General features: G+C 74.9%; 18 protein-coding genes. 15 read left to right on the forward strand and 3 right to left on the reverse strand.

Features of this window, described 5'->3' with window-relative positions; translation table 11 throughout:
- Positions 1–68: 68 nt before the first annotated feature.
- The 8 genes from ACP7BI_RS08770 (at position 69) to ACP7BI_RS08805 (ending at position 8,487) form a co-directional block, all read left to right on the forward strand.
- Positions 69–1,286: a saccharopine dehydrogenase family protein gene (locus ACP7BI_RS08770; RefSeq protein WP_425845184.1), complete on the forward strand. Its 1,218-nt coding sequence runs from the start codon at positions 69–71 to the stop codon at positions 1,284–1,286.
- Positions 1,287–1,375: 89 nt separating this feature from the next.
- A complete protein-coding gene (hemE, locus tag ACP7BI_RS08775; RefSeq protein ID WP_425845186.1) occupies positions 1,376–2,488 on the forward strand; it encodes a uroporphyrinogen decarboxylase in 1,113 nt (370 codons plus the stop codon).
- Positions 2,485–4,224: a protoporphyrinogen oxidase gene (hemG, locus tag ACP7BI_RS08780; protein WP_425845188.1), complete on the forward strand. Its 1,740-nt coding sequence runs from the start codon at positions 2,485–2,487 to the stop codon at positions 4,222–4,224. The genes hemE and hemG overlap by 4 nt, the downstream gene beginning before the upstream one ends.
- Complete coding sequence (gene hemQ, locus ACP7BI_RS08785; RefSeq protein WP_425845190.1) at positions 4,221–4,916, forward strand: hydrogen peroxide-dependent heme synthase; 696 nt, start codon at positions 4,221–4,223, stop codon at positions 4,914–4,916. The genes hemG and hemQ overlap by 4 nt, the downstream gene beginning before the upstream one ends.
- Complete coding sequence (locus ACP7BI_RS08790; protein WP_425845192.1) at positions 4,913–6,229, forward strand: ferrochelatase; 1,317 nt, start codon at positions 4,913–4,915, stop codon at positions 6,227–6,229. Before hemQ ends, ACP7BI_RS08790 begins: the two co-directional genes overlap by 4 nt.
- A 112-nt stretch (positions 6,230–6,341) precedes the next feature.
- Positions 6,342–7,283, forward strand: a complete 942-nt coding sequence (gene hemC / locus ACP7BI_RS08795) for a hydroxymethylbilane synthase (protein WP_425845194.1) — start codon at positions 6,342–6,344, stop codon at positions 7,281–7,283.
- A 7-nt stretch (positions 7,284–7,290) separates the two neighbouring features.
- Positions 7,291–8,001, forward strand: a complete 711-nt coding sequence (locus ACP7BI_RS08800) for a uroporphyrinogen-III synthase (protein WP_425845195.1) — start codon at positions 7,291–7,293, stop codon at positions 7,999–8,001.
- 9 nt (positions 8,002–8,010) lie between these two features.
- Positions 8,011–8,487, forward strand: a complete 477-nt coding sequence (locus tag ACP7BI_RS08805; RefSeq protein WP_425845197.1) for an aminoacyl-tRNA deacylase — start codon at positions 8,011–8,013, stop codon at positions 8,485–8,487.
- Positions 8,488–8,514: 27 nt separating this feature from the next.
- On the opposite strand, the gene ACP7BI_RS08810 is transcribed toward ACP7BI_RS08805, so the two are convergent.
- Entirely contained in the window at positions 8,515–8,787 is a 273-nt protein-coding gene (locus tag ACP7BI_RS08810) for a hypothetical protein (RefSeq protein WP_425845199.1), read from the reverse strand.
- A gap of 217 nt (positions 8,788–9,004) precedes the next feature.
- Here ACP7BI_RS08810 and ACP7BI_RS08815 point away from each other — a divergent pair, with 217 nt between their 5' ends.
- The 5 genes from ACP7BI_RS08815 (at position 9,005) to ACP7BI_RS08835 (ending at position 14,994) form a co-directional block, all read left to right on the forward strand.
- A complete protein-coding gene (locus ACP7BI_RS08815; protein WP_425845201.1) occupies positions 9,005–10,675 on the forward strand; it encodes an ABC-F family ATP-binding cassette domain-containing protein in 1,671 nt (556 codons plus the stop codon).
- A gap of 32 nt (positions 10,676–10,707) precedes the next feature.
- Complete coding sequence (locus tag ACP7BI_RS08820; RefSeq protein ID WP_425845203.1) at positions 10,708–11,739, forward strand: serine hydrolase domain-containing protein; 1,032 nt, start codon at positions 10,708–10,710, stop codon at positions 11,737–11,739.
- Positions 11,740–11,847: 108 nt separating this feature from the next.
- Positions 11,848–12,867 (forward strand): porphobilinogen synthase, encoded by a 1,020-nt coding sequence (hemB, locus tag ACP7BI_RS08825; RefSeq protein ID WP_425845205.1) that lies wholly within the window; start codon positions 11,848–11,850, stop codon positions 12,865–12,867.
- The gene (hemL, locus tag ACP7BI_RS08830; RefSeq protein WP_425845207.1) at positions 12,864–14,168 is read left to right on the forward strand and encodes a glutamate-1-semialdehyde 2,1-aminomutase; all 1,305 of its coding nucleotides are present in this window, start codon (positions 12,864–12,866) and stop codon (positions 14,166–14,168) included. The genes hemB and hemL overlap by 4 nt, the downstream gene beginning before the upstream one ends.
- A 124-nt stretch (positions 14,169–14,292) precedes the next feature.
- A complete protein-coding gene (locus ACP7BI_RS08835) occupies positions 14,293–14,994 on the forward strand; it encodes a hypothetical protein (protein WP_425845209.1) in 702 nt (233 codons plus the stop codon).
- Between the two features lie 26 nt (positions 14,995–15,020).
- Here ACP7BI_RS08835 and nucS read toward each other — a convergent pair whose 3' ends face one another.
- Both nucS and ACP7BI_RS08845 read right to left on the reverse strand, forming a co-directional pair.
- Entirely contained in the window at positions 15,021–15,716 is a 696-nt protein-coding gene (gene nucS / locus ACP7BI_RS08840) for an endonuclease NucS (protein ID WP_425845212.1), read from the reverse strand.
- A complete protein-coding gene (locus tag ACP7BI_RS08845) occupies positions 15,713–16,891 on the reverse strand; it encodes an MFS transporter (protein WP_425845214.1) in 1,179 nt (392 codons plus the stop codon). The genes nucS and ACP7BI_RS08845 overlap by 4 nt, the downstream gene beginning before the upstream one ends.
- Positions 16,892–16,986: 95 nt before the next feature.
- On the opposite strand from ACP7BI_RS08845, the gene ACP7BI_RS08850 reads away from it, so the two are divergent.
- Both ACP7BI_RS08850 and ACP7BI_RS08855 read left to right on the forward strand, forming a co-directional pair.
- The gene (locus ACP7BI_RS08850) at positions 16,987–18,225 is read left to right on the forward strand and encodes an MFS transporter (RefSeq protein WP_425845216.1); all 1,239 of its coding nucleotides are present in this window, start codon (positions 16,987–16,989) and stop codon (positions 18,223–18,225) included.
- Entirely contained in the window at positions 18,222–18,557 is a 336-nt protein-coding gene (locus ACP7BI_RS08855; protein WP_425845218.1) for an ArsR/SmtB family transcription factor, read from the forward strand. The genes ACP7BI_RS08850 and ACP7BI_RS08855 overlap by 4 nt, the downstream gene beginning before the upstream one ends.
- Positions 18,558–18,579 lie beyond the last annotated feature (22 nt).

Raw genomic sequence — 18,579 nt, forward strand, 5'->3', positions numbered from 1 at the left:
TCCGAGTCCGCTGTCCGCCGTCAGCGATCGCACAGCGCACCGCGAGGCGGGGCCGTCACGCTGGCGGCATGCGCGAGCTCGACCTCATCCTCTACGGCGCGACCGGCTTCGTCGGTCGACTCGTGGCCGAGCACCTCGCGGCCGCCGCGCCCGCAGACCTGCGCGTCGGCCTCGCGGGCCGCTCGATCGAGCGGCTCGAGCGCGTGCGAGCCGGGCTCGGGCCGTCGGCTGCGGGCTGGCTGCTCGCGCTCGCCGACAGCGGCGACCCCGCGAGCCTGCGCTCGCTCGCCGATCGCTCGCGCGTGGTCGTGAGCACCGTCGGCCCCTACCTCCGGCACGGGCTGCCGCTCGCCGAGGCGTGCGCCGACGCCGGCACCGACTACCTCGACCTCACCGGCGAGGTGCTCTTCGTGCGGGAGCTCATCGACCGCTGCCACGAGCGCGCGGAGGCGAGCGGCGCGCGGCTCGTCGTCTCGAGCGGCTTCGACTCGGTGCCCTCCGACCTCTCGGTGCACGAGCTCGCCGCACTCGCGGCCGAGCTCGGCGCGGGCGGTCTCACCGACACGACCCTGCGCGTGCGCGAGCTCTCGGGCGGCATCAGCGGCGGCACGATCGACTCGCTCCGCGCGCAGCTCGAGCGCGCCCAGCGCGACTCGCGGCTGCGGGCGATCCTCGCCGACCCCGCCGCGCTCACGGGCGGCGTGCCGGTGCGGGAGGCGGCGGATGCGTCGCGGCACTTCCGCGACGCCGAGACCGGGGAGTGGGCAGCCCCGTTCGTGATGGCCTCGTACAACACCCGCCTCGTGCTGCGCTCGCACGCGCTGCGGGACCGCGGCTACGGCGAGGGGTTCCGCTACCGCGAGATCGTGCCGACCGGCCGCGGCGCGCGCGGCAAGCTGCGCGCCGCGGCGCTCGCGGCCGGCGTCACGGCGCTCGCCGCGGCGATGGCGACGCCGGGGGTCCGGCGCCTCGCCGACGCGGCGCTGCCCGCGCCCGGCGAGGGACCGTCGGCGGAGGTGCGCGAGCGCGGGCACTTCCGGATGGTCACCTCGGCGCGCACCGAGCGCGGCGACCGCCTCGAGGCGGTCTTCGCGGCGCAGGGCGACCCCGGCTACGCGGCGACCTCGGTGATGCTCGGCGAGGCGGCGCTCGCGCTCGTGGTCGACGGCGAGCGCTGCAGCCGGCGCGGCGGCGTGCTCACGCCCGCGACCGCGATGGGCGACGTGCTCGTCGAGCGCCTCCGGGCACAGGGCTTCGAGATCGACGCGCGCGCGCTCGGCGAGTAGTCGCGACCTCATCGGCGGCGCCCGCACCCTCATGGCTGGCGCACAGCCAGGGCCAGGTCGGCGAGGCGCCCACGTGGGATGATGGAGGGGTGACCGCCCTGCCCGAGAACCACCCGCTCAACACGCGCACCGGCGCCTCGCCGCTCGTCCGCGCGTACCGCGGCGATCGCCCAGAGACGACCCCGGTGTGGTTCATGCGGCAAGCGGGCCGCTCGCTCCCGGAGTACCGCGAGCTGCGAGCGCGCACCGACGGCCCCGACCGCGACATGCTCGACACGTGCCTCGTGCCCGAGCTCGCGAGCGAGATCACGCTCCAGCCCGTCCGCCGCCACGGCGTCGACGCGGCGATCTTCTTCAGCGACATCATGGTGCCGCTCAAGCTCGCGGGCGTCGACGTGAGGATCGCGCCGGGCGTCGGCCCCGTCGTCGCCGACCCCATCCGCACCCCCGACGACGTCGCCCGGCTCGTCGCCAACGACCCGGTGGCGCTCGAGACGGCGCTCGAGCCCGTCCGCGAGGGCGTGCGGCAGACGATCGCCGGCCTCGCCGAGATCGGTGACGGCTCGACCCCGCTCATCGGCTTCGCCGGCGCCCCGTTCACGCTCGCCGCCTACCTCGTCGCCGGCCGCCCCTCGAAGGACCACCTCGAGGCCCGCACCCTCATGCGCGCCCACCCCGAGGCGTGGGACGCCCTCAGCCGCTGGGCCGCCGACGTCACCGGCCGATTCCTCCGCGCCCAGGTCGAGGAGGGCGCGAGCGCCGCGCAGCTGTTCGACTCGTGGGCCGGCTCGCTGCCGCTCGAGCAGTACCGCGAGCACGTCGCCCCCGCGTCGCGCCTCGCGCTCGACCGCGTGCGCGACCTGGCCGACGCATCCGGCACCCGCGTGCCGCTCGTGCACTTCGGCGTCGGAGCCGGTGAGCTCTACGGCGCGATGGACCTCGACGTCGACGCGATCGGCGTCGACTGGCGCGTGCCGCTCGACGTCGCGCTCGAGCGCATCGGCGCCGACGTGACGGTGCAGGGCAACCTCGACCCGGCCGTGCTCGGCGCACCGTGGGAGATCATCGTCGCCGCGATCGATCACGTGATGCTCGCGGGCTCCGTCGCCCGCGCGCACGTGTTCAACCTCGGCCACGGCGTGCCGCCGACGACCGACCCCGAGGTGCTCACGCGCATCGTGCAGGCGGTGCACGCGCGGTGACCGACGACCGCGCGCACGTGCAGGCGGCGGATGCGTCCGCCCACGCCGGTGCGCCGACCCACGACACGATCGTGGTCGGCGCGGGCGTCGCGGGCCTGACGGTCGCGCACGACCTCGCGGGCCGCGGCTACCGCGTGCTCGTGCTCGAGGCCTCCGAGCGGCTCGGCGGCGTCGCGAGCGGCATCGAGGTCGACGGCCTCGCCCTCGACGCGGGCGCGGAGTCGTTCGCGACCCGCGGCGGCGCGGTCGCCGAGCTCGCGGCGGAGCTCGGGCTCGCTGACGACATCGTGAGCCCGAACCCCGCGGGCGCGTGGCTGCAGCTGCCGGGGCGCGCGGTGCCGCTGCCGAAGCAGACGCTGCTCGGGATCCCCGCCGTGCCGCTCGCGCGCGACGTCATCGACGCCCTCGGCTGGGGCGGAGCGGTGCGCGCCTACGCCGATCGGCTCATGCCCGTGCTCAAGATCGGCAAGGACGAGGCGCTCGGCCCGCTCGTGCGCCGCCGCATGGGGCGGAAGGCGCTCGACCGGCTCGTCGCGCCGCTCGCGGGCGGCGTCTACTCCGCCGATCCCGACCTGCTCGACATCGCGGTCGTCGCCCCCGGGCTCAACAACGCCATCACGCGCGCGGGCTCGCTCTCCGGCGCCGTCGCGCTCGTGCTCGAGGAGCGCGCCGGCTCCGCGAAGCAGGCCGGCAAGCCCGGCTCGGCCGTGCAGGGCATCCGCGGCGGCATCCACCGCCTCACCGCGGCGCTCGCCGAGCGCGCGCGAGCGCACCACGCCGAGCTCCGCACGGGCGTGCGCGTGCTCTCCGCCGCGAAGACCGCGATCGGCTGGAGCGTGCAGACGGATGCGGGCAGCTTCGCCGCGTCGTCGCTCGTCGTCGCGCTCCCCGAGCGCGAGGCGCGCCGCGTGCTCGGCTCCATCCGCTCGTCGAGCAGCGACTCCTCCCGCTCGTCGAGCAGCGACTCGTCCCGCTCGTCGAGCAGCGACTCCTCCCGCTCGTCGAGCAGCGACTCGTCCCGCTCGTCGAGTAGCGACTCGTCCCGCTCGTCGAGTAGCGACCGAAGGTCGCGTATCGAGACGGATCTCGATGCGCCCGACTCCGTCGGGCCACTCGATCAACGGGAGGCCGGCGTCACCGTCGAGCTCGTCACGCTGGTCTTCCCTTCCGGCGCGATCGAAGGCGACCCGCGCGGGACGGGCGTGCTCGTCGCCGCCGACGCGGCTGGCGTGCGCGCGAAGGCGATGACCCACTCGAGCGCGAAGTGGCCGTGGCTGCGCGAGGCGGCCGCGGGGCGCGAGGTCGTGCGCCTCTCGTACGGCTCGGGCGTCGCGGCGCCCGCGACCGAGGGGCTCGACGACGCCGCCGCGGCGGCGCTCGCGCTCGAGGACGCGAAGGCGATCCTGGGCATCGACCTCCCGCAGCCGCTCGCGAGCACCCGCGTGCGCTGGGAGCAGGGCCAGCCCTCCTCCATCGTCGGCGCCAAGCGGCGCCAGCAGGCCCTCCGCGACGCCGCCGCCGAGCACGAGAACCTCGAGGTCGTCGGCGCCGCCGTCGCCGGCACGGGGCTCGCGCAAGTCGTGCCCGACGCGCGCGAAGCGGCCCTGCGCATCCGCCGCGAGCGCTTCGCGATCGCCGGCACCCCCTGGACCGAGGACCTCGACGACGAGGCCGCCGTGACCGAGCCGGATGACGCATCCGGCATTGCAGAGACCGACGGACGAGGAGAGACATGAGCGAGCAGCAGGCATCGCCGCAGGCAGGACAGCTGGGCGACGGGTTCACCATCTGGAGCGTGCACCGCCGCGGCGGCGCGACCACCGGCGGAGCGCCGCTCGCCGACGAGCTCGCGGCGCTCGAGGCCGAGGGCATCACGACGCGCGGCATCTACGACGTCTCGGGCATGCGCGCCGACGCCGACGTGCTCGTGTGGATGCACGGCACGCCCGGCGCCGGGACGGGCGCCGAGGCGCTGCAGTCGGCCGTGCGCCGCGTGCGCCGCTCGCGCGAGCTCGCCGGCACGACGCAGACGTGGGGCGCGATGGGCGTGCACCGCGACGCGGAGTTCAACAAGTCGCACGTGCCCGGGTTCCTCCGCGGCATCGAGCCGAAGCAGTGGGTGACGGTCTACCCGTTCAACCGCTCGTACGAGTGGTACCTGCTCGCGCCCGAGGAGCGCAGCCGCATGCTCGCCGAGCACGGCCGCGCGGGCGCCGCCTACCGCGGCGTCGTCGCGAACACCGTCGCGGCGTTCGCGCTCGGCGACTACGAGTGGATCCTGCCGCTCGAATCCGACGAGCTCGTCGAGCTCGTCGACATGATGCGCGAGCTGCGGGCCGTGGATGCGCGCCTGCACGTGCGCGAGGAGATCCCGTTCTTCACGGGCCGACGGATCACGATCGACGAGATCGAGGAGGTGCTCGCATGAGCGAGTCGACACAGGCAGGATCGAGCCAGGCGCAGGGCGGCTGCTGCGGCGGCGGGTGCTGCGGAGGCGCGGCCGTGCAGGCCCAGCCGGAGCAGCAGCAGGCGGAGCAGCAGGGCCGCCGCGAGACCAAGGCGCCCGCCGCGACCGGCGTGCACCTCGAGCCCGGCGCCGCGGTGCCGAGCGCGACCGAGGCCGCGCAAGCCGGGCCCGAGCACGTCGAGGAGCCCGTCGCCTACGACGGCATCCTGCTGTCGGGCTTCGGCGGGCCGGAGGGGCAGGACGACGTGCTGCCGTTCCTCCGCAACGTCACGCGCGGCCGCGGCATCCCGGACGAGCGGCTCGAGGAGGTCGCGACCCACTACCGCCACTTCGGCGGCGTGAGCCCGATCAACGACCAGAACCGCGAGCTCAAGGCCGCCCTCGAGGCGGCGCTCGCCGAGGCGGGCCTCGACCTGCCCGTCTACTGGGGCAACCGCAACTGGGCGCCCTACCTCGACGAGGCGCTGCAGCAGGCGGCCGACGCGGGCGCCTCGAAGCTCCTCGCCATCCCGACCTCCGCCTACTCGTCGTACTCCTCGTGCCGCCAGTACCGCGAGGACTGGGCCGACGCGCTCGAGGCGACGGGCCTGGCGTCGTCGATGCAGATCGACAAGGTGCGGCAGTTCTTCAACCACCCGGGCTTCCTCGCGCCGTTCGTCGACGGCGTGCGCGCGAGCGTCGCCGAGGCGCGCGAGGCGGGCTTCGCCGACAGCGACGTCGAGGTGCTCTTCGCGACCCACAGCATCCCCACCGCCGACGCGGAGCGCTCGGGCGCACCCGACCTGCACGAGTGGGGGCCGGGCGGCGGCTACGAGGCGCAGCACCTCGCCGCTGCCGAGCACGTGATGGCCGAGGCGGCGCCGGGCGTCGCGTGGCAGCTCGTCTACCAGTCGCGCTCGGGGCCCGCCTCGCAGCCGTGGCTCGAGCCCGACATCAACGACGCGATCGAGGCCCTGGAGGGCCGGAAGGCGGTCGTCATCGTGCCGCTCGGCTTCGTGAGCGACCACATGGAGGTCATGTGGGACCTCGACGAGGAGGCGATCGAGACGGCGACCGAGGCGGGGCTGTGGGTGCGCCGCGCCCCGACGCCCGGCGTCGACCCCCAGTACGTCGGCGCGCTCGTCGACCTCGTGCAGGAGCGGCTCGAGGGCCGGCCGGTCGCCGAGCGGAAGGCCGTCACGTCGATCCACCCCTGGTACGACGTGTGCCGCCCCGGCTGCTGCGAGAACCCGCGGCTCGGGTTCCGGCCGGCGATCGCGGGGCTGCAGCCGTGAGCGCGGCGCTGCGGGGGCGGCCGATCCGCTCCGCGGACCCCGCTTCGGTACGCGGACCCGAGATCTGGGGTCCGGCTGCCGAACGTGGGTCCGTTTCGATCGGCGGTCAGCTGTGAGCGCGCTCAAGGTCGGCACGCGCGGCTCCGAGCTCGCGATGGCCCAGTGCGGCGCGCTCGCCGAGCGCTTCGACGCCGAGGTCGAGCTCGTGCCGATCACGACGAAGGGCGACACCGACCGCTCGTCGCTGCAGCAGATCGGCGGCACGGGCGTGTTCGTCTCGGCGCTGCGGGATGCGCTGCTCGAGGGCCGCGTCGACGTCGCGGTGCACTCGATGAAGGACCTCCCGACGGCTCCCGCCGAGGGCATCGAGCTCGCCGCGGTGTCGAAGCGGGAGGACGCCCGCGACGCGCTGTGTGCGCGCGACGGCCTCACCTTCGCCGAGCTGCCCGAGGGCGCGAAGGTCGGCACCGGTTCGCCGCGGCGCATGGCGCAGCTGCGGCTCGCGCGCCCCGACCTCGACGTCGTCGACCTGCGCGGCAACGTGCCCACGCGCCTCGCTCGCGCGCAGGGCCCGGATGCCGACCTCGACGCCGTCGTGCTCGCGCTCGCGGGCCTCAAGCGGCTCGGGCTCGAGGATCGCGCGACCGAGGTGCTCGACGTGATCGACTTCCCGACCGCGCCCGCGCAGGGCGCGCTCGCGGTCGAGATCCGCGCGGGCGACGAGGCGGCGCGGAAGGCCGTCGCGCCCACCGACCACGCGTCGACCCGCGCCGCCGCCGACGCCGAGCGGCGCGTGCTCGCCGGCCTCGAGGCCGGCTGCGCGGCTCCGCTCGCGGCGCACGCGGAGGTCGCCGACGGGATGCTCTTCCTCACCGCCTCGGCGTACGCGACCGACGGCTCGAAGAAGCTCAGCGCATCCCACGCCTACACGCTCGACTCGACGAAGCCCGCCGAGCTCGCCGAGGCGGCGCGCGACGTCGCCGAGCGCGCGGTCGTCGAGCTGCTCGAGGGTGGGGCGGCCGACCTCGTGCACGAGGCGCGCTCGGGCAGCTGAACCGGCGATGCGCGTCCTGATCCCGCGCGGCGGCAGCTGGGGCGACGAGGTCGCCCGGCTCGCCGCGGCGGCGGGCTTCGAGCCGCTCGTGCTGCCGCTCGTGCGCATCGAGCCGGCCGAGGATCAGGATGCGCTCGGCCGCGCGCTCGCGCGGCTCGCGGAGGGCGGCTTCGACTGGCTCGTCGTCACGAGCCGCTCGGCGGTGCCGGTGCTGCCGCCGCTGCCGGGCTCGGTGCGCGTCGCGGCGGTCGGTGCCGCGACGGCCGGGGCGCTGCGCGAGCGCGACGTGCCGGTCGACTTCGTGCCGACGCGGCAATCGGCTGTCGGGCTCGTCGCCGAGTGGCCGAGCCGCGAGGGGAGCGCGCTCTGGCCGCGCGCGCTCGACGCGCGGCCGACGGTCGCCGACGGGCTGCGGCAGCACGGCATGCGCGTGACGGACGTCGTCGCCTATCGCACCGTGCCGGAGATCGAGTCGCGCGAGCGGCTCCTCGACGCGGTCGGCGACGCGCCCCTCGACGCCGTGCTCGTCACCTCCGGCTCGATCGCGCGAGAGGTCGCGCGGCTCGAGCTGCCGCACGACGTGCGGGTGATCGCGATCGGCGACCAGACCGCCGAGGACTGCCGGACGCTCGGCCTGCGCGTCGCGCGCATCGCGGCGCAGCCGAGCGCCGCATCGCTCGTCGAGGCGCTCTCGGCGAGCGGCGGCCGCGCCGCGTAGCCTCGGGGCATGCCTGAGTCGAACCCCGCCCTCGACGCGCTCGCCGCCTCGGGGCTCGAGCACGAGATCACGCGGCACGGCAGGGTCGGCTCGCTCGCCGAGGCCGCGGCCGCTCGCGGGGTCGAGCCCGCGGACATCGTGAAGACGATGGTCGTGCGGCGCGGCGAGGGCGACCACTTGCTCGTGCTCGTGCCCGGAGACCGCGCGATCGCGTGGCCGAAGCTGCGCGAGCTGCTCGGCGTCAACCGGCTCTCGATGCCCGACGCCGACGTCGCGTTCGAGGTCACCGGCTTCCGCCGCGGCACCATCACGCCGTTCGGCACGACGACGCCGCTCCCGGTGATCGCCGACGAGCGGATCCTCGGCCGCCGCGTCTCGATCGGCGCGGGCGACCACGGCGTCGCAGCGACGGTCGACGGCGATGCGCTCGTCGCGCACCTGGGCGCCCAGGTCGCCGACGTGACCGATCCCGAGCCGCCGCGCTGACGGATCCGCCCTGCCCGCAGCGGCAGGTCAGCGCTCGTCGCGCTCCGGCAGCGCGCGCAGCACCGCGAGCACCTGCTCGGCCGGCATCTCGCACGGCTTGAGCCGCGTGCCGCCGCTCGTGCGCCACACGTTCGCGCTCATGCGCGCCCGGCCGCCGAGCTCCTCGCCGTCGATCGTGCTCGAGCGGCCGCCCGCGCGGTCGACACGAGTGATGCTCCAGGCGCGGCCGTCGATCTCGAAGCGGCTCTCGCCGAGCGGGACGCGGTCGACGAGGGCGTCGAGCTCCTCGTCTGGCGTCATGGCGACCACGGTAGCCCGGCGAGCCCGACCGTTGCCGATGCGCGGAGGTTCCGGTACCGTCGCCTGCGCAATCGTCGGCGGTGTCAGCGCCGGCGCACTTCGCTCGAGGAGACCAGAGCATGACCGACAGCACGGGAGCCGCGATCCCGCGCTGACCCGACGGCACACGCACCGTCGACGCATCCGTCAGCGCATCCACGCTCTCGGAGGTCTCCCCTTGGCACACACCGCCATCGCGCTCGCGCGCGTCTCCTTCGCCTGGCCCGACGGCACCGTCGCGCTCGACGCCGTGACCGGCGCGCTCGGCCACGGCCGCACGGGCCTCGTCGGCCGCAACGGCTCCGGCAAGTCCACGCTCCTGCGGCTCATCGCCGGCGAGCTCTCGCCCGCTTCGGGCGAGCTCGCCGTGCACGGCACGGTCGCGACCCTGCCGCAGCAGCTCGCGCTCGAGCCCGGCAGCGTCGCCGACGCCCTCGGCATCGCCCCCGTGCTCGAAGCGATCGCCGCGATCGAGCGCGGCGACATCGCCGAGCACCGCTTCGACGCCGTCGGCGACCGGTGGGGGATCGAGGCGGATGCGCTCGGCGAGCTCGCCGCGCTCGGGCTCGCCGGCGACGCAGACCTCCTGCGGCGGCCCGTCGCGTCGCTCTCGGGCGGCGAGGCGGTGCTCGTCGGGCTCGCGGCCATCCGGCTGCAGCGCGCCGACATCGCGCTGCTCGACGAGCCGACGAACAACCTCGACGCGCGCGCTCGCGCGCGGCTGCACGACGCGATCGGTGCCTGGCGGGGCACGCTCGTCGTCGTCAGCCACGACGTCGCGCTGCTCGAGCGCGTCGACCGCATCGTCGAGCTGCACGGTGCGGCGCCGGTCGCCGGCTCGAGCCTGCGCACCTTCGACGGCCCCTACTCGACCTACCGCGCGGCGATCGAGGCCGAGCAGGCTGCGGCTGAGCGCGATGTGCGCGACGCCGAGCAGCAGCTGCGGCGCGAGCGCCGCGAGCGCGTCGAGGCCGAGCTGCAGCTCGCCGGCCGATCGCGCGTCGCGCGGAAGGCCTATGCCGAGAAGCGCGAGCCGCGCGCCGTCATGAAGCTGAAGGCCCGGTCGGCGCAAGTCTCGGCCGCGAAGCACCGCGACCTGCATGACGACCGGCTCCGGCGAGCGGAGTCGGCGCTCGAGGATGCGCAGGCGCAGCTGCGCGCCGACCGCGCGATCCGGATCGAGCTGCCCGGCACGGTCGTGCCCGCCGGCCGCGACGTGCTCGCGCTGCGCGACGCGGGCGAGAAGCTGCTCGTGCGCGGTCCCGAGCGCATCGCCCTCACGGGTGCGAACGGGGCCGGCAAGACGACGCTGCTCGAGGCGATCGCCGCGGCGGGCGAAGCCCCGGGCGGCGCTCCCGAGCCGGCCGACGGCGCGCCCGCGCCCGTCGCCGAGGTGACGCACCGCATCCGGGAGACCGCGATGCTGCCGCAGCGCATCCGCTTCGACGACGAGGACGCGACGCTCGTCGATGCCGTGCGCGAGACGGCGCCCGGCCGCTCGCCGCAGGATGTGCGGGCGCAGCTGGCCCGGTTCCTGTTCCGCGGCGCGCGCGCCGACCAGCGCGTGCGCGAGCTCTCAGGCGGAGAGCGGTTCCGGCTCGCGTTCGCCCGGCTGCTGCTCGCCGACCCGGCGCCGCAGCTGCTGCTGCTCGACGAGCCGACGAACTCGCTCGACCTCGACTCGATCGACCGGCTCGTCGAGGCGCTCGCCGCCCACCGCGGGGCGCTCATCGTCGCGAGCCACGACGAGGCCTTCCTCGAGCGGCTCGGCCTCACGCGCCGCTGGTCGATCGCCGACGGACGGCTGCTCGACCGCCCCGTCGACGCCGCCGGCGCGGCGCGCGGGTAGCGTGGGCGCTCGACGGCAGCAGGAGGCACACGATGCACATCGATCAGGCAGCGCTCGACGAGGCGGTCGCGAAGGGCTCGTTCACGGGTGTCGCGACGATCGACGTCGGCGACGAGCGCGCGCTCGAGCTCGTCGCGGGTCACCTGCACCGCGCGCTCGGGGTGCCGATGCGTGCCGACGCCCGCATCGCGATCGCGAGCGGCGGCAAGGGCTTCACCGCGCTCGCGACCATGCGGCTCGTCGAGCAGGGCGAGCTGCGGCTCGACCAGCCCGTGCGCGGGCTGCTCGGCGACGACCTCCCGCTCATCGACGAGCGCGTGACGATCGAGCAGCTGCTCGGTCATACCTCGGGCATCGGCGACTACCTCGACGAGGACTCCGACTGGGAGCCGGCCGACTACGTGCTCGAGGTGCCGGCGCACCGGCTCACGACCGCCGAGGCGTTCCTCCCGATGCTCGACGGCCAGCCGCAGAAGTTCCCGCCTGGCGAGCGGTTCGCGTACTGCAACGGCGGCTACATGGTGCTCGCGATCGTGCTCGAGCGCGTCACGGGCGAGACCTACCACGACGCCGTGCGCCGGCTCGTGCTCGAGCCGGCGGGACTCGAGCGCACGGGCTTCCTGCCGCTCAACGCGCTGCCCGCCGACGCGGCGCCCGGCTACATCGACGAGGAGGGCGACCTCGTCAACACCCTGCACCTGCCGATCCTCGGCAACGGCGACGGCGGCATCTTCACGACCGCCGACGATCTGCACCGCTTCTGGCTCGCGCTGCTCGACGGGCGGATCGTGTCGCGCCCGATGGTCGACGAGATGATCCGCCCGCGCCACGACGTGCCGGAGGAGGAGAAGCGCTACGGGCTCGGCTTCTGGCTCCACGGCACGCACGACGCGCTCATGCTCGAGGGCTGGGACGCGGGCGCCTCGTTCCGCTCGACGCACCTCGTCGCCACCCGGACGACCGTGAGCGTGCTCGGCAACAGCTCGGAGGGCGGCTGGCGCCTCATCGGCGCGCTCGAGGAGGCGGTCGACGCCGAGCTGGGCGGAGCACTCGGCGACCGCTGACCGGCGTTCTCGACGACGGGCCGTCGCAGCGCTGCTTCCCCCGGCGCGTGCGCTGTCGGCGCAACCGCGCCCCGGTCCGCGGGGAGCGGCGAGAGTACCCTGGAGGGGATGTCCCCCACGATCCGACCCCGCCGGCTGCGGCAGAGCGCTCCCATGCGCCGCCTCATGGCCGAGACCCGCATCCACCCCGCGCAGCTCGTGCTGCCGATGTTCGTCGCCGAGGGGCTGACCGAGCCGCGGCCGATCGGCTCGATGCCCGGCCAGGTGCAGCACACGCTCGACTCGGCCGCGCAGGAGGTCGAGCGCGCGATCGAGGCGGGCGTCGGCGGCATCATGCTCTTCGGCGTGCCGCAGGAGAAGGATGCGGTGGGCTCGGGCGCGACCGACCCCGACGGCATCCTCAACCGCGCGACCGCCTTCCTCGCCGAGCGCTTCGGCGACGCGACGGTCGTGCAGACCGACCTGTGCCTCGATGAGTTCACCGACCACGGGCACTGCGGCGTGCTCGCGACCGACGGCTCCGTCGACAACGACGCGACGCTCGAGCGCTACGCGGCGATGGCCATCGCGCAAGCGGAGGCCGGCTCGCAGATCCTCGGCCTGAGCGGCATGATGGACGGCCAGGTCGAGCACGTGCGCCACGCGCTCGATGCGGCGGGCCACCTCGACACGGCGATCCTCGCCTACTCGGCCAAGTACGCGACCGCCCTCTACGGCCCGTTCCGCGAGGCCGTCGACTCGAGCCTCGGCGCTGATCCCAGGAACGGCGACCGGAAGACCTACCAGCAGGATCCCGCCAACCGCCGCGAGGGCCTCCGGGAGGCGCTGCTCGACATCGCCGAGGGCGCCGACATCGTGATGGTGAAGCCCGCGAGCCTCTACCTCGACGTGCTCGCCGACGTCGCCGCCGCATCCGACGTGCCCGTGTGGGCCTACCAGGTGTCGGGCGAGTACGCGATGGTCGAGGCCGCCGCCGCGAACGGCTGGATCGACCGCGACCGCATGATCGCCGAGAGCCTCACGAGCATCGTGCGCGCGGGCGCCGACGTCGTGCTGACCTACTGGGCGATCGAGCAGGCGCAGCTGCTCGGCACGATGGGGCTGGGCTCGATGGGAGGCCGCGCATGAGCACGAACGCCGAGCTGTTCGAGCGGGCGAAGCTCGCCATCCCCGGCGGCGTCAACAGTCCCGTGCGCGCCTTCGGCTCGGTCGGCGGCACGCCCTCGTTCCTCGTGCGCGCGCACGGCGCCTACGTGACGGATGCCGAGGGTCGCGACCTCGTCGACCTCGTCGCGAGTTGGGGACCCGCGATCCTCGGCCACGCGCACCCCGAGGTCATCGAGGCGGTGCAGGACGCCGCGAGCCACGGTCTCTCGTTCGGCGCGTCGACGCCCGCCGAGGCGCTGCTCGCCGAGGAGGTCGAGCGCCGCGTCAGCCCCGTCGAGCGCCTGCGGCTCGTCTCGACCGGCACCGAGGCGACGATGACGGCGATCCGCGTCGCGCGCGGCGCGACCGGGCGCGACCTGCTCGTGAAGTTCGACGGGCACTACCACGGCCACTCCGACGGCCTGCTCGTCGCGGCGGGCTCTGGCCTCGCGACGCTCGCGATGCCCGGCTCCGCCGGCATCCCCGAGGCGGTCGCCGCGACGACGCTCGTCGTGCCCTACAACGACCGCGACGCGATCGAGGCGGTCTTCGCCGAGCACGGCGAGCGGATCGCCGCGGTGATCGTCGAGGCCGCCGCCGCCAACATGGGCGTCGTCGAGCCAGACGGCGACTTCAACGGCTTCCTCGCCCGCACCGCGCACGCGCACGGCGCGCTGCTGATCAGCGACGAGGTGCTCACGGGCTTCCGCGTCGACGCGGCCGGCATGTGGGGCATCGAGCGCTGGAGCGGCGACGAGGCGCCCGACCTCCTCACGTTCGGCAAGGTCATCGGCGGCGGCATGCCGCTCGCCGCCGTCGGCGGCCGGCGCGACCTCATGGAGCTGCTCGCGCCGCTCGGCCCCGTCTACCAGGCGGGCACGCTCTCGGGGAACCCGGTCGCGGTCGCGGCGGGCCTCACGACCCTGCGGCTCGCGACCGACGACGTCTACCGGCGGCTCGACGCGGCGGCCGACACGATCACGGCCGCGCTCGCCGACGCCCTGCGCGCCGAGGGCGTCGCCCACTCGATCAGCCGGGTCGGCAGCCTCTTCTCGGTCGCGTTCTCCGAGACGGCGCCGCGCAGCTTCGACGAGGTGCGGCAGCAGGAGGCGTTCCGCTACCCGCCGTTCTTCCACGCGATGCGCGACGCGGGTGTGAGCCTGCCGCCGAGCGTGTTCGAGGCGTGGTTCGTCACGGCGGCGCACGGCGACGAGCCGCTCGCGCGCATCGTCGAGGCGCTCCCCGCGGCCGCTCGCGCCGCCGCCGCAGCGACGATCGCCTAGGCACCGCCGCGCTCCGGCGCAGAGTGCCGACACTCTGCGGTTCCGACCCCTGTGGAGCGCAGAGTGCCGGAACTCTGCGCTCGCGAGGGTGGTGTGGGCTCCGGTCGCGGGCTACCGTGTGCGCATGGCGAAGGCGTTGGCGTGCCCGCAGTGCGGCACCGCCATGCGCGAGATCGTCTGGGGTTACGGCACGATCGCCGACGTCGCCGACGCGGGCGACGTGGTGATCGGCGGATGCGTCGTCGACGTCGACGAGGACGGCCGCGTCGCCGCGCTCCAGTGCCCCGCGTGCGGCACGCGCACCGACGCCGCCGGCCTGCGGCTCGAGCGGTCGGAGCCCGCGGGACCGGCCGAGCACGCGCTCGCCGTCAGCTTCAGCAGTCCGCCACCGGAGCCGTGGGAGGTCACCGTGCCGCAGTCCGAGGGAGCGCAGCAGCGCGAGCAGCAGGAGCCGTTCGGCGAGGCGGGGCAGGGCTTCGCCGTGGCGTCGTCGGCCCCGTTCGTCGACGAGGACTTCGGCGGCGCCCCGCCCGGCGCCGGCTGGCGAGAGCGCGTCGAGCCCTACTCGTCGCACGACGCTCCGCTCCCGGCGGGCTCCGTGCCGGCGCCCGAGCAAGTGCGGCCCTACGCGTCGCGCGAGGACGCGCTGCCCGAGCCGGGCGGGTGGATGCCCGACCACGTGCCGCCGTACGCGTCGCGCGAGGATCCCGTGCCCACGGCATCCGCCCCCGCGCCCGATCGCGTCGACCCCTACGCGTCGCGCGAGGACGAGCCGCCGCAGAGCCAGGCGGGCTGGCGCGAGCGCATCGATCCCTACTCCGCCTAGCTCGCGGCGGCCCGACGCCGCCGGCGTCAGAACAGCCGCGCGTGCCCCGAGTCGATCCCGCGCATCTCGTCGTAGTCGAGCACGACGCAGCGGATGCCGCGGTCCTCGGCGAGCGTGCGCGCCTGCGGCTTGATCTCCTGCGCGGCGAACACCCCCGACACCGGCGCGATGCGCGGGTCGCGGTTGAGCAGCTCGAGGTAGCGCGTGAGCTGCTCGACGCCGTCGATCTCGCCGCGCCGCTTGATCTCGACGGCGACCGTCGCGCCCTCCGCGTCGCGCGCGAGGATGTCGACCGGCCCGATCGGCGTCATGTACTCGCGCCGCCACAGCTCGAAGCCGGAACCGAGCCGCTCGATCTGCTCGGCGAGCAGCACCTGCAGGTGCGCCTCGACGCCGTCCTTCACGAGCCCGGGGTCCACGCCCAGCTCGTGCGACGCATCCGAGAGCACCTCGTGCACCGAGACGATGAGCGAGTCGCCGGTCTTCTTGTGCGTCACCGTCCACACCTCGGTGATGCCCGCCGCGCGCTGGTCGTCGTCGGGCTCGGATGCGGTGAACACGGCGGGCGGGCTCATCCAGTTGAGCGGCTTGTACGAGCCGCCGTCGGAGTGCACGAGGATCGAGCCGTCGGCCTTGAGCATGAGCACGCGCGGCGCGAGCGGCAAGTGGGCCGAGAGGCGGCCGGCGTAGTCGACGGAGCAGTGGGCGACGACGATCCTCATCGGGACTCCTCGGGGGTCGGGGTGCGCTCGCGAGCGACGTGGCTCGTGAGCAGCGAGAGCAGCACGAAGACGAGCACGGCGAGCATCGCGAGGCGGAGGCCCACGATGTCGCCGAGCAGGCCGAGCAGCGGCGGCCCGGCGAGGAAGGCGATGTAGCCGATCGCCGAGACGGTGCCGACGCGCGCGGCCGCGAGGCGCGGCTCGTCGGCCGCGGCGCTCATGCCGACGGGGAAGCCGAGGCTCGCGCCGACGCCCCACAGCAGCACGCCCGCGATGACGAGCGCCGGGTGGTCGGCGAAGATGACGAGCAGCAGGCCGATCGCGGCGAGCGCGGCGGTGCCCCGCAGCACCGGCACGCGGCCGAAGCGCTCGAGCAGCATGACGCCGAGGAGGCGCCCGCCCGTCATCGCGGTGAGGAAGAGCGCGAGCATGATGGCGCCGCCCTCGTTCGAGAAGCCGTGGCCGTCGACCATCGTGAGCGCGAGCCAGTCGTTCGCCGAGCCCTCGGTGAGCGACATCCCGAGCACGAGCAGGCCCAGCATGAGCGTGCGCGGGTCCTTCCAGACCGCGAGGCGCTCGCGGAGCGTCACGGGCTCCTCGTGCTCGGCGACGGTGTCGGCGGGCAGGTAGCGGTAGATCGTGATGCCGAGCGCGGCGGTGACGACCGCGACGCCCGTCGCCTGCCAGCCGACGCCGATGCCGAGCGCTTCGCACAGCGCGCCGAGGCCCGCGCCCGCGACGGTGCCGAAGGAGAAGAAGGCGTGGAAGATCGGCATGATCGGCTTGCCGAGCGCGCGCTCGTTCGCGGCGCCCGAGATGTTCATCGCGACGTCGGTCATGCCGGTGAGGCTGCCGCCGAGGATGAAGCCGCCGACGACGAGCCAGGCCGTGCCGGCGTCGGCGGCCCAGCCGGCGGTCGAGAGGCCGACCGAGACCGCGATCATGCCGATCGAGACGACGAGCCGGGTGCCGAGGGCATGGATGACGTGGCTCGCGATGAGCAGGCCGGTCACGGAGCCGACCGAGATGCCCAGCAGCAGCATGCCCATCTCGCCGGTCGAGACGTCGAGCGTGTCGCGCACGTGCGGCACTCGCGCCATCCAGCTCGCGTAGCCGAAGCCCATCGCGAAGAAGGCGGCGAAGACGGCGTTGCGCCAAGCGGTCGCGGAATGCACTCGCCCCATTCTGCCGTGCCGGGCACCCTGGCCGAGGCTCGGTGCGAAAGGTTTGCGCAATTGCGCAATTGTGCAAGGGCTGTGAGGCTGGAGCGATGCGCCGCGCCCTCGCCCACCCCGCCTACCGACGCCTCTTCCTCGCGCAGGTCATCGCCCTCGCGGGCACCGGCCTCGCGACGGTGGCGCTCGGGCTGCTCGCGTACCAGCTCGACCCGACCGACGCGGCGGGCGTGCTCGGCACCGCCTTCGCGATCAAGATGGTCGCCTACGTGGGCGTCGCCCCGCTCGCGGCCGCGGCGCTCGCGAGGCTCCCGCGGCAGGCGGTGCTCGTCGGGGCGGATGTCGTGCGCCTCGTCGTGGCGCTCGCGCTGCCCTTCGTCGGCGAGGCGTGGCAGATCTACGTGCTCATCTTCGTGCTGCAGGCGGCGTCCGCCACCTTCACGCCCACGTTCCAGTCCGTCATCCCGGACGTGCTCGAGGACGAGGACGACTACACGTCGGCGCTGTCGCTCTCCCGGCTCGCCTACGACCTCGAGGCTGTGCTCTCGCCCGTGCTCGCCGCGATGCTGCTGCTCGTGGTGTCGGCGAGCGCGCTGTTCTTCGGCACCGCGATCGGCTTCGCCGGCTCGGCGCTGCTCGTGCTCGCGACCGCGATCCCCGCCCGGCGCGTGGAGCCGGAGGCGCCGGAGGCGCCGTTCGGCGATCGTGCTCGCCACGGCATGCGCCTGTTCGTGCGCACGCCCACGCTGCGACCCATCCTCGCGCTCAACCTCGCGGTCGCCGCCGCGGGCGCGTTCGTGCTCGTGCAGACGGTGGTGATCGCGCGCAGCTCCCTCGGGCTCGGTGACGAGGCGGTCGCGCTGCTGCTCGCGGCGAACGGCGCGGGCTCGATGCTCGCGGCGCTCGCGCTGCCCGCCGTGCTGCGACGCGTCCCCGAGCGACGCGTCATGCTCGGCGCTGCGGCGCTCCTCGCCGTCGCGACCGCGCTCGCGGCCGGCGCGGTCGCGCTGCCCGGGCTGGAGGGCGCGCTGCTCGTCGGTGTGCTGTGGTTCGCGGTCGGCATCGGCTGGAGCGCGGTCGAGACGCCGGTTGGCCGGCTCATCCGCCGCGGCGTGCCGGCCGGCGACCTCGCTCCGGCCTTCGCGGCGCAGTTCTCGCTCTCGCACGCGTGCTGGCTGCTCACGTACCCGCTCGCGGGCTGGCTCGGCTTCATCGGCCTCCCAGGCACCGCGCTCGTGCTCGCCGGAGCCGCGGCGATCGCGACGCTGGTCGCGTGGCGGCTGTGGCCGTCGACCGCCTCGGAGCGCGCGACGTCTGAGAGCATGCTCGAGTGACCGCAGCGCCGCACCGACCGAGCACCGAGGAGGTGACCGCGGCCGCCGCCGTGCTCAAGCTGCTCGCGGACCCCACGCGCCTCGCGGTGCTCGCGATGCTCGAGGGGGAAGAGCTGTCGGTGGGCGCGATCGCCGAGCGCCTCGACCGGCCGCTGCCCGCGGTCTCGCAGCACCTCGCGAAGCTGCGCGCGCACGGCCTCGTCGTCGCCCGTCGCGACGGCAGCTCGATCCGCTACCGGCAGCCCGACGCACACGTCGCGCGGCTCGTGACCAACGCGCTGCACCACGCCGAGCACCTCCTGCACGAGTCGCCTCCGCATCACGCCGCCTGAAGCCTCCGGCCGCGTGGAGGAG

Source organism: Agrococcus sp. TSP3-2-1 (genome assembly GCF_049897585.1).
Lineage (GTDB): Bacteria > Actinomycetota > Actinomycetes > Actinomycetales > Microbacteriaceae > Agrococcus.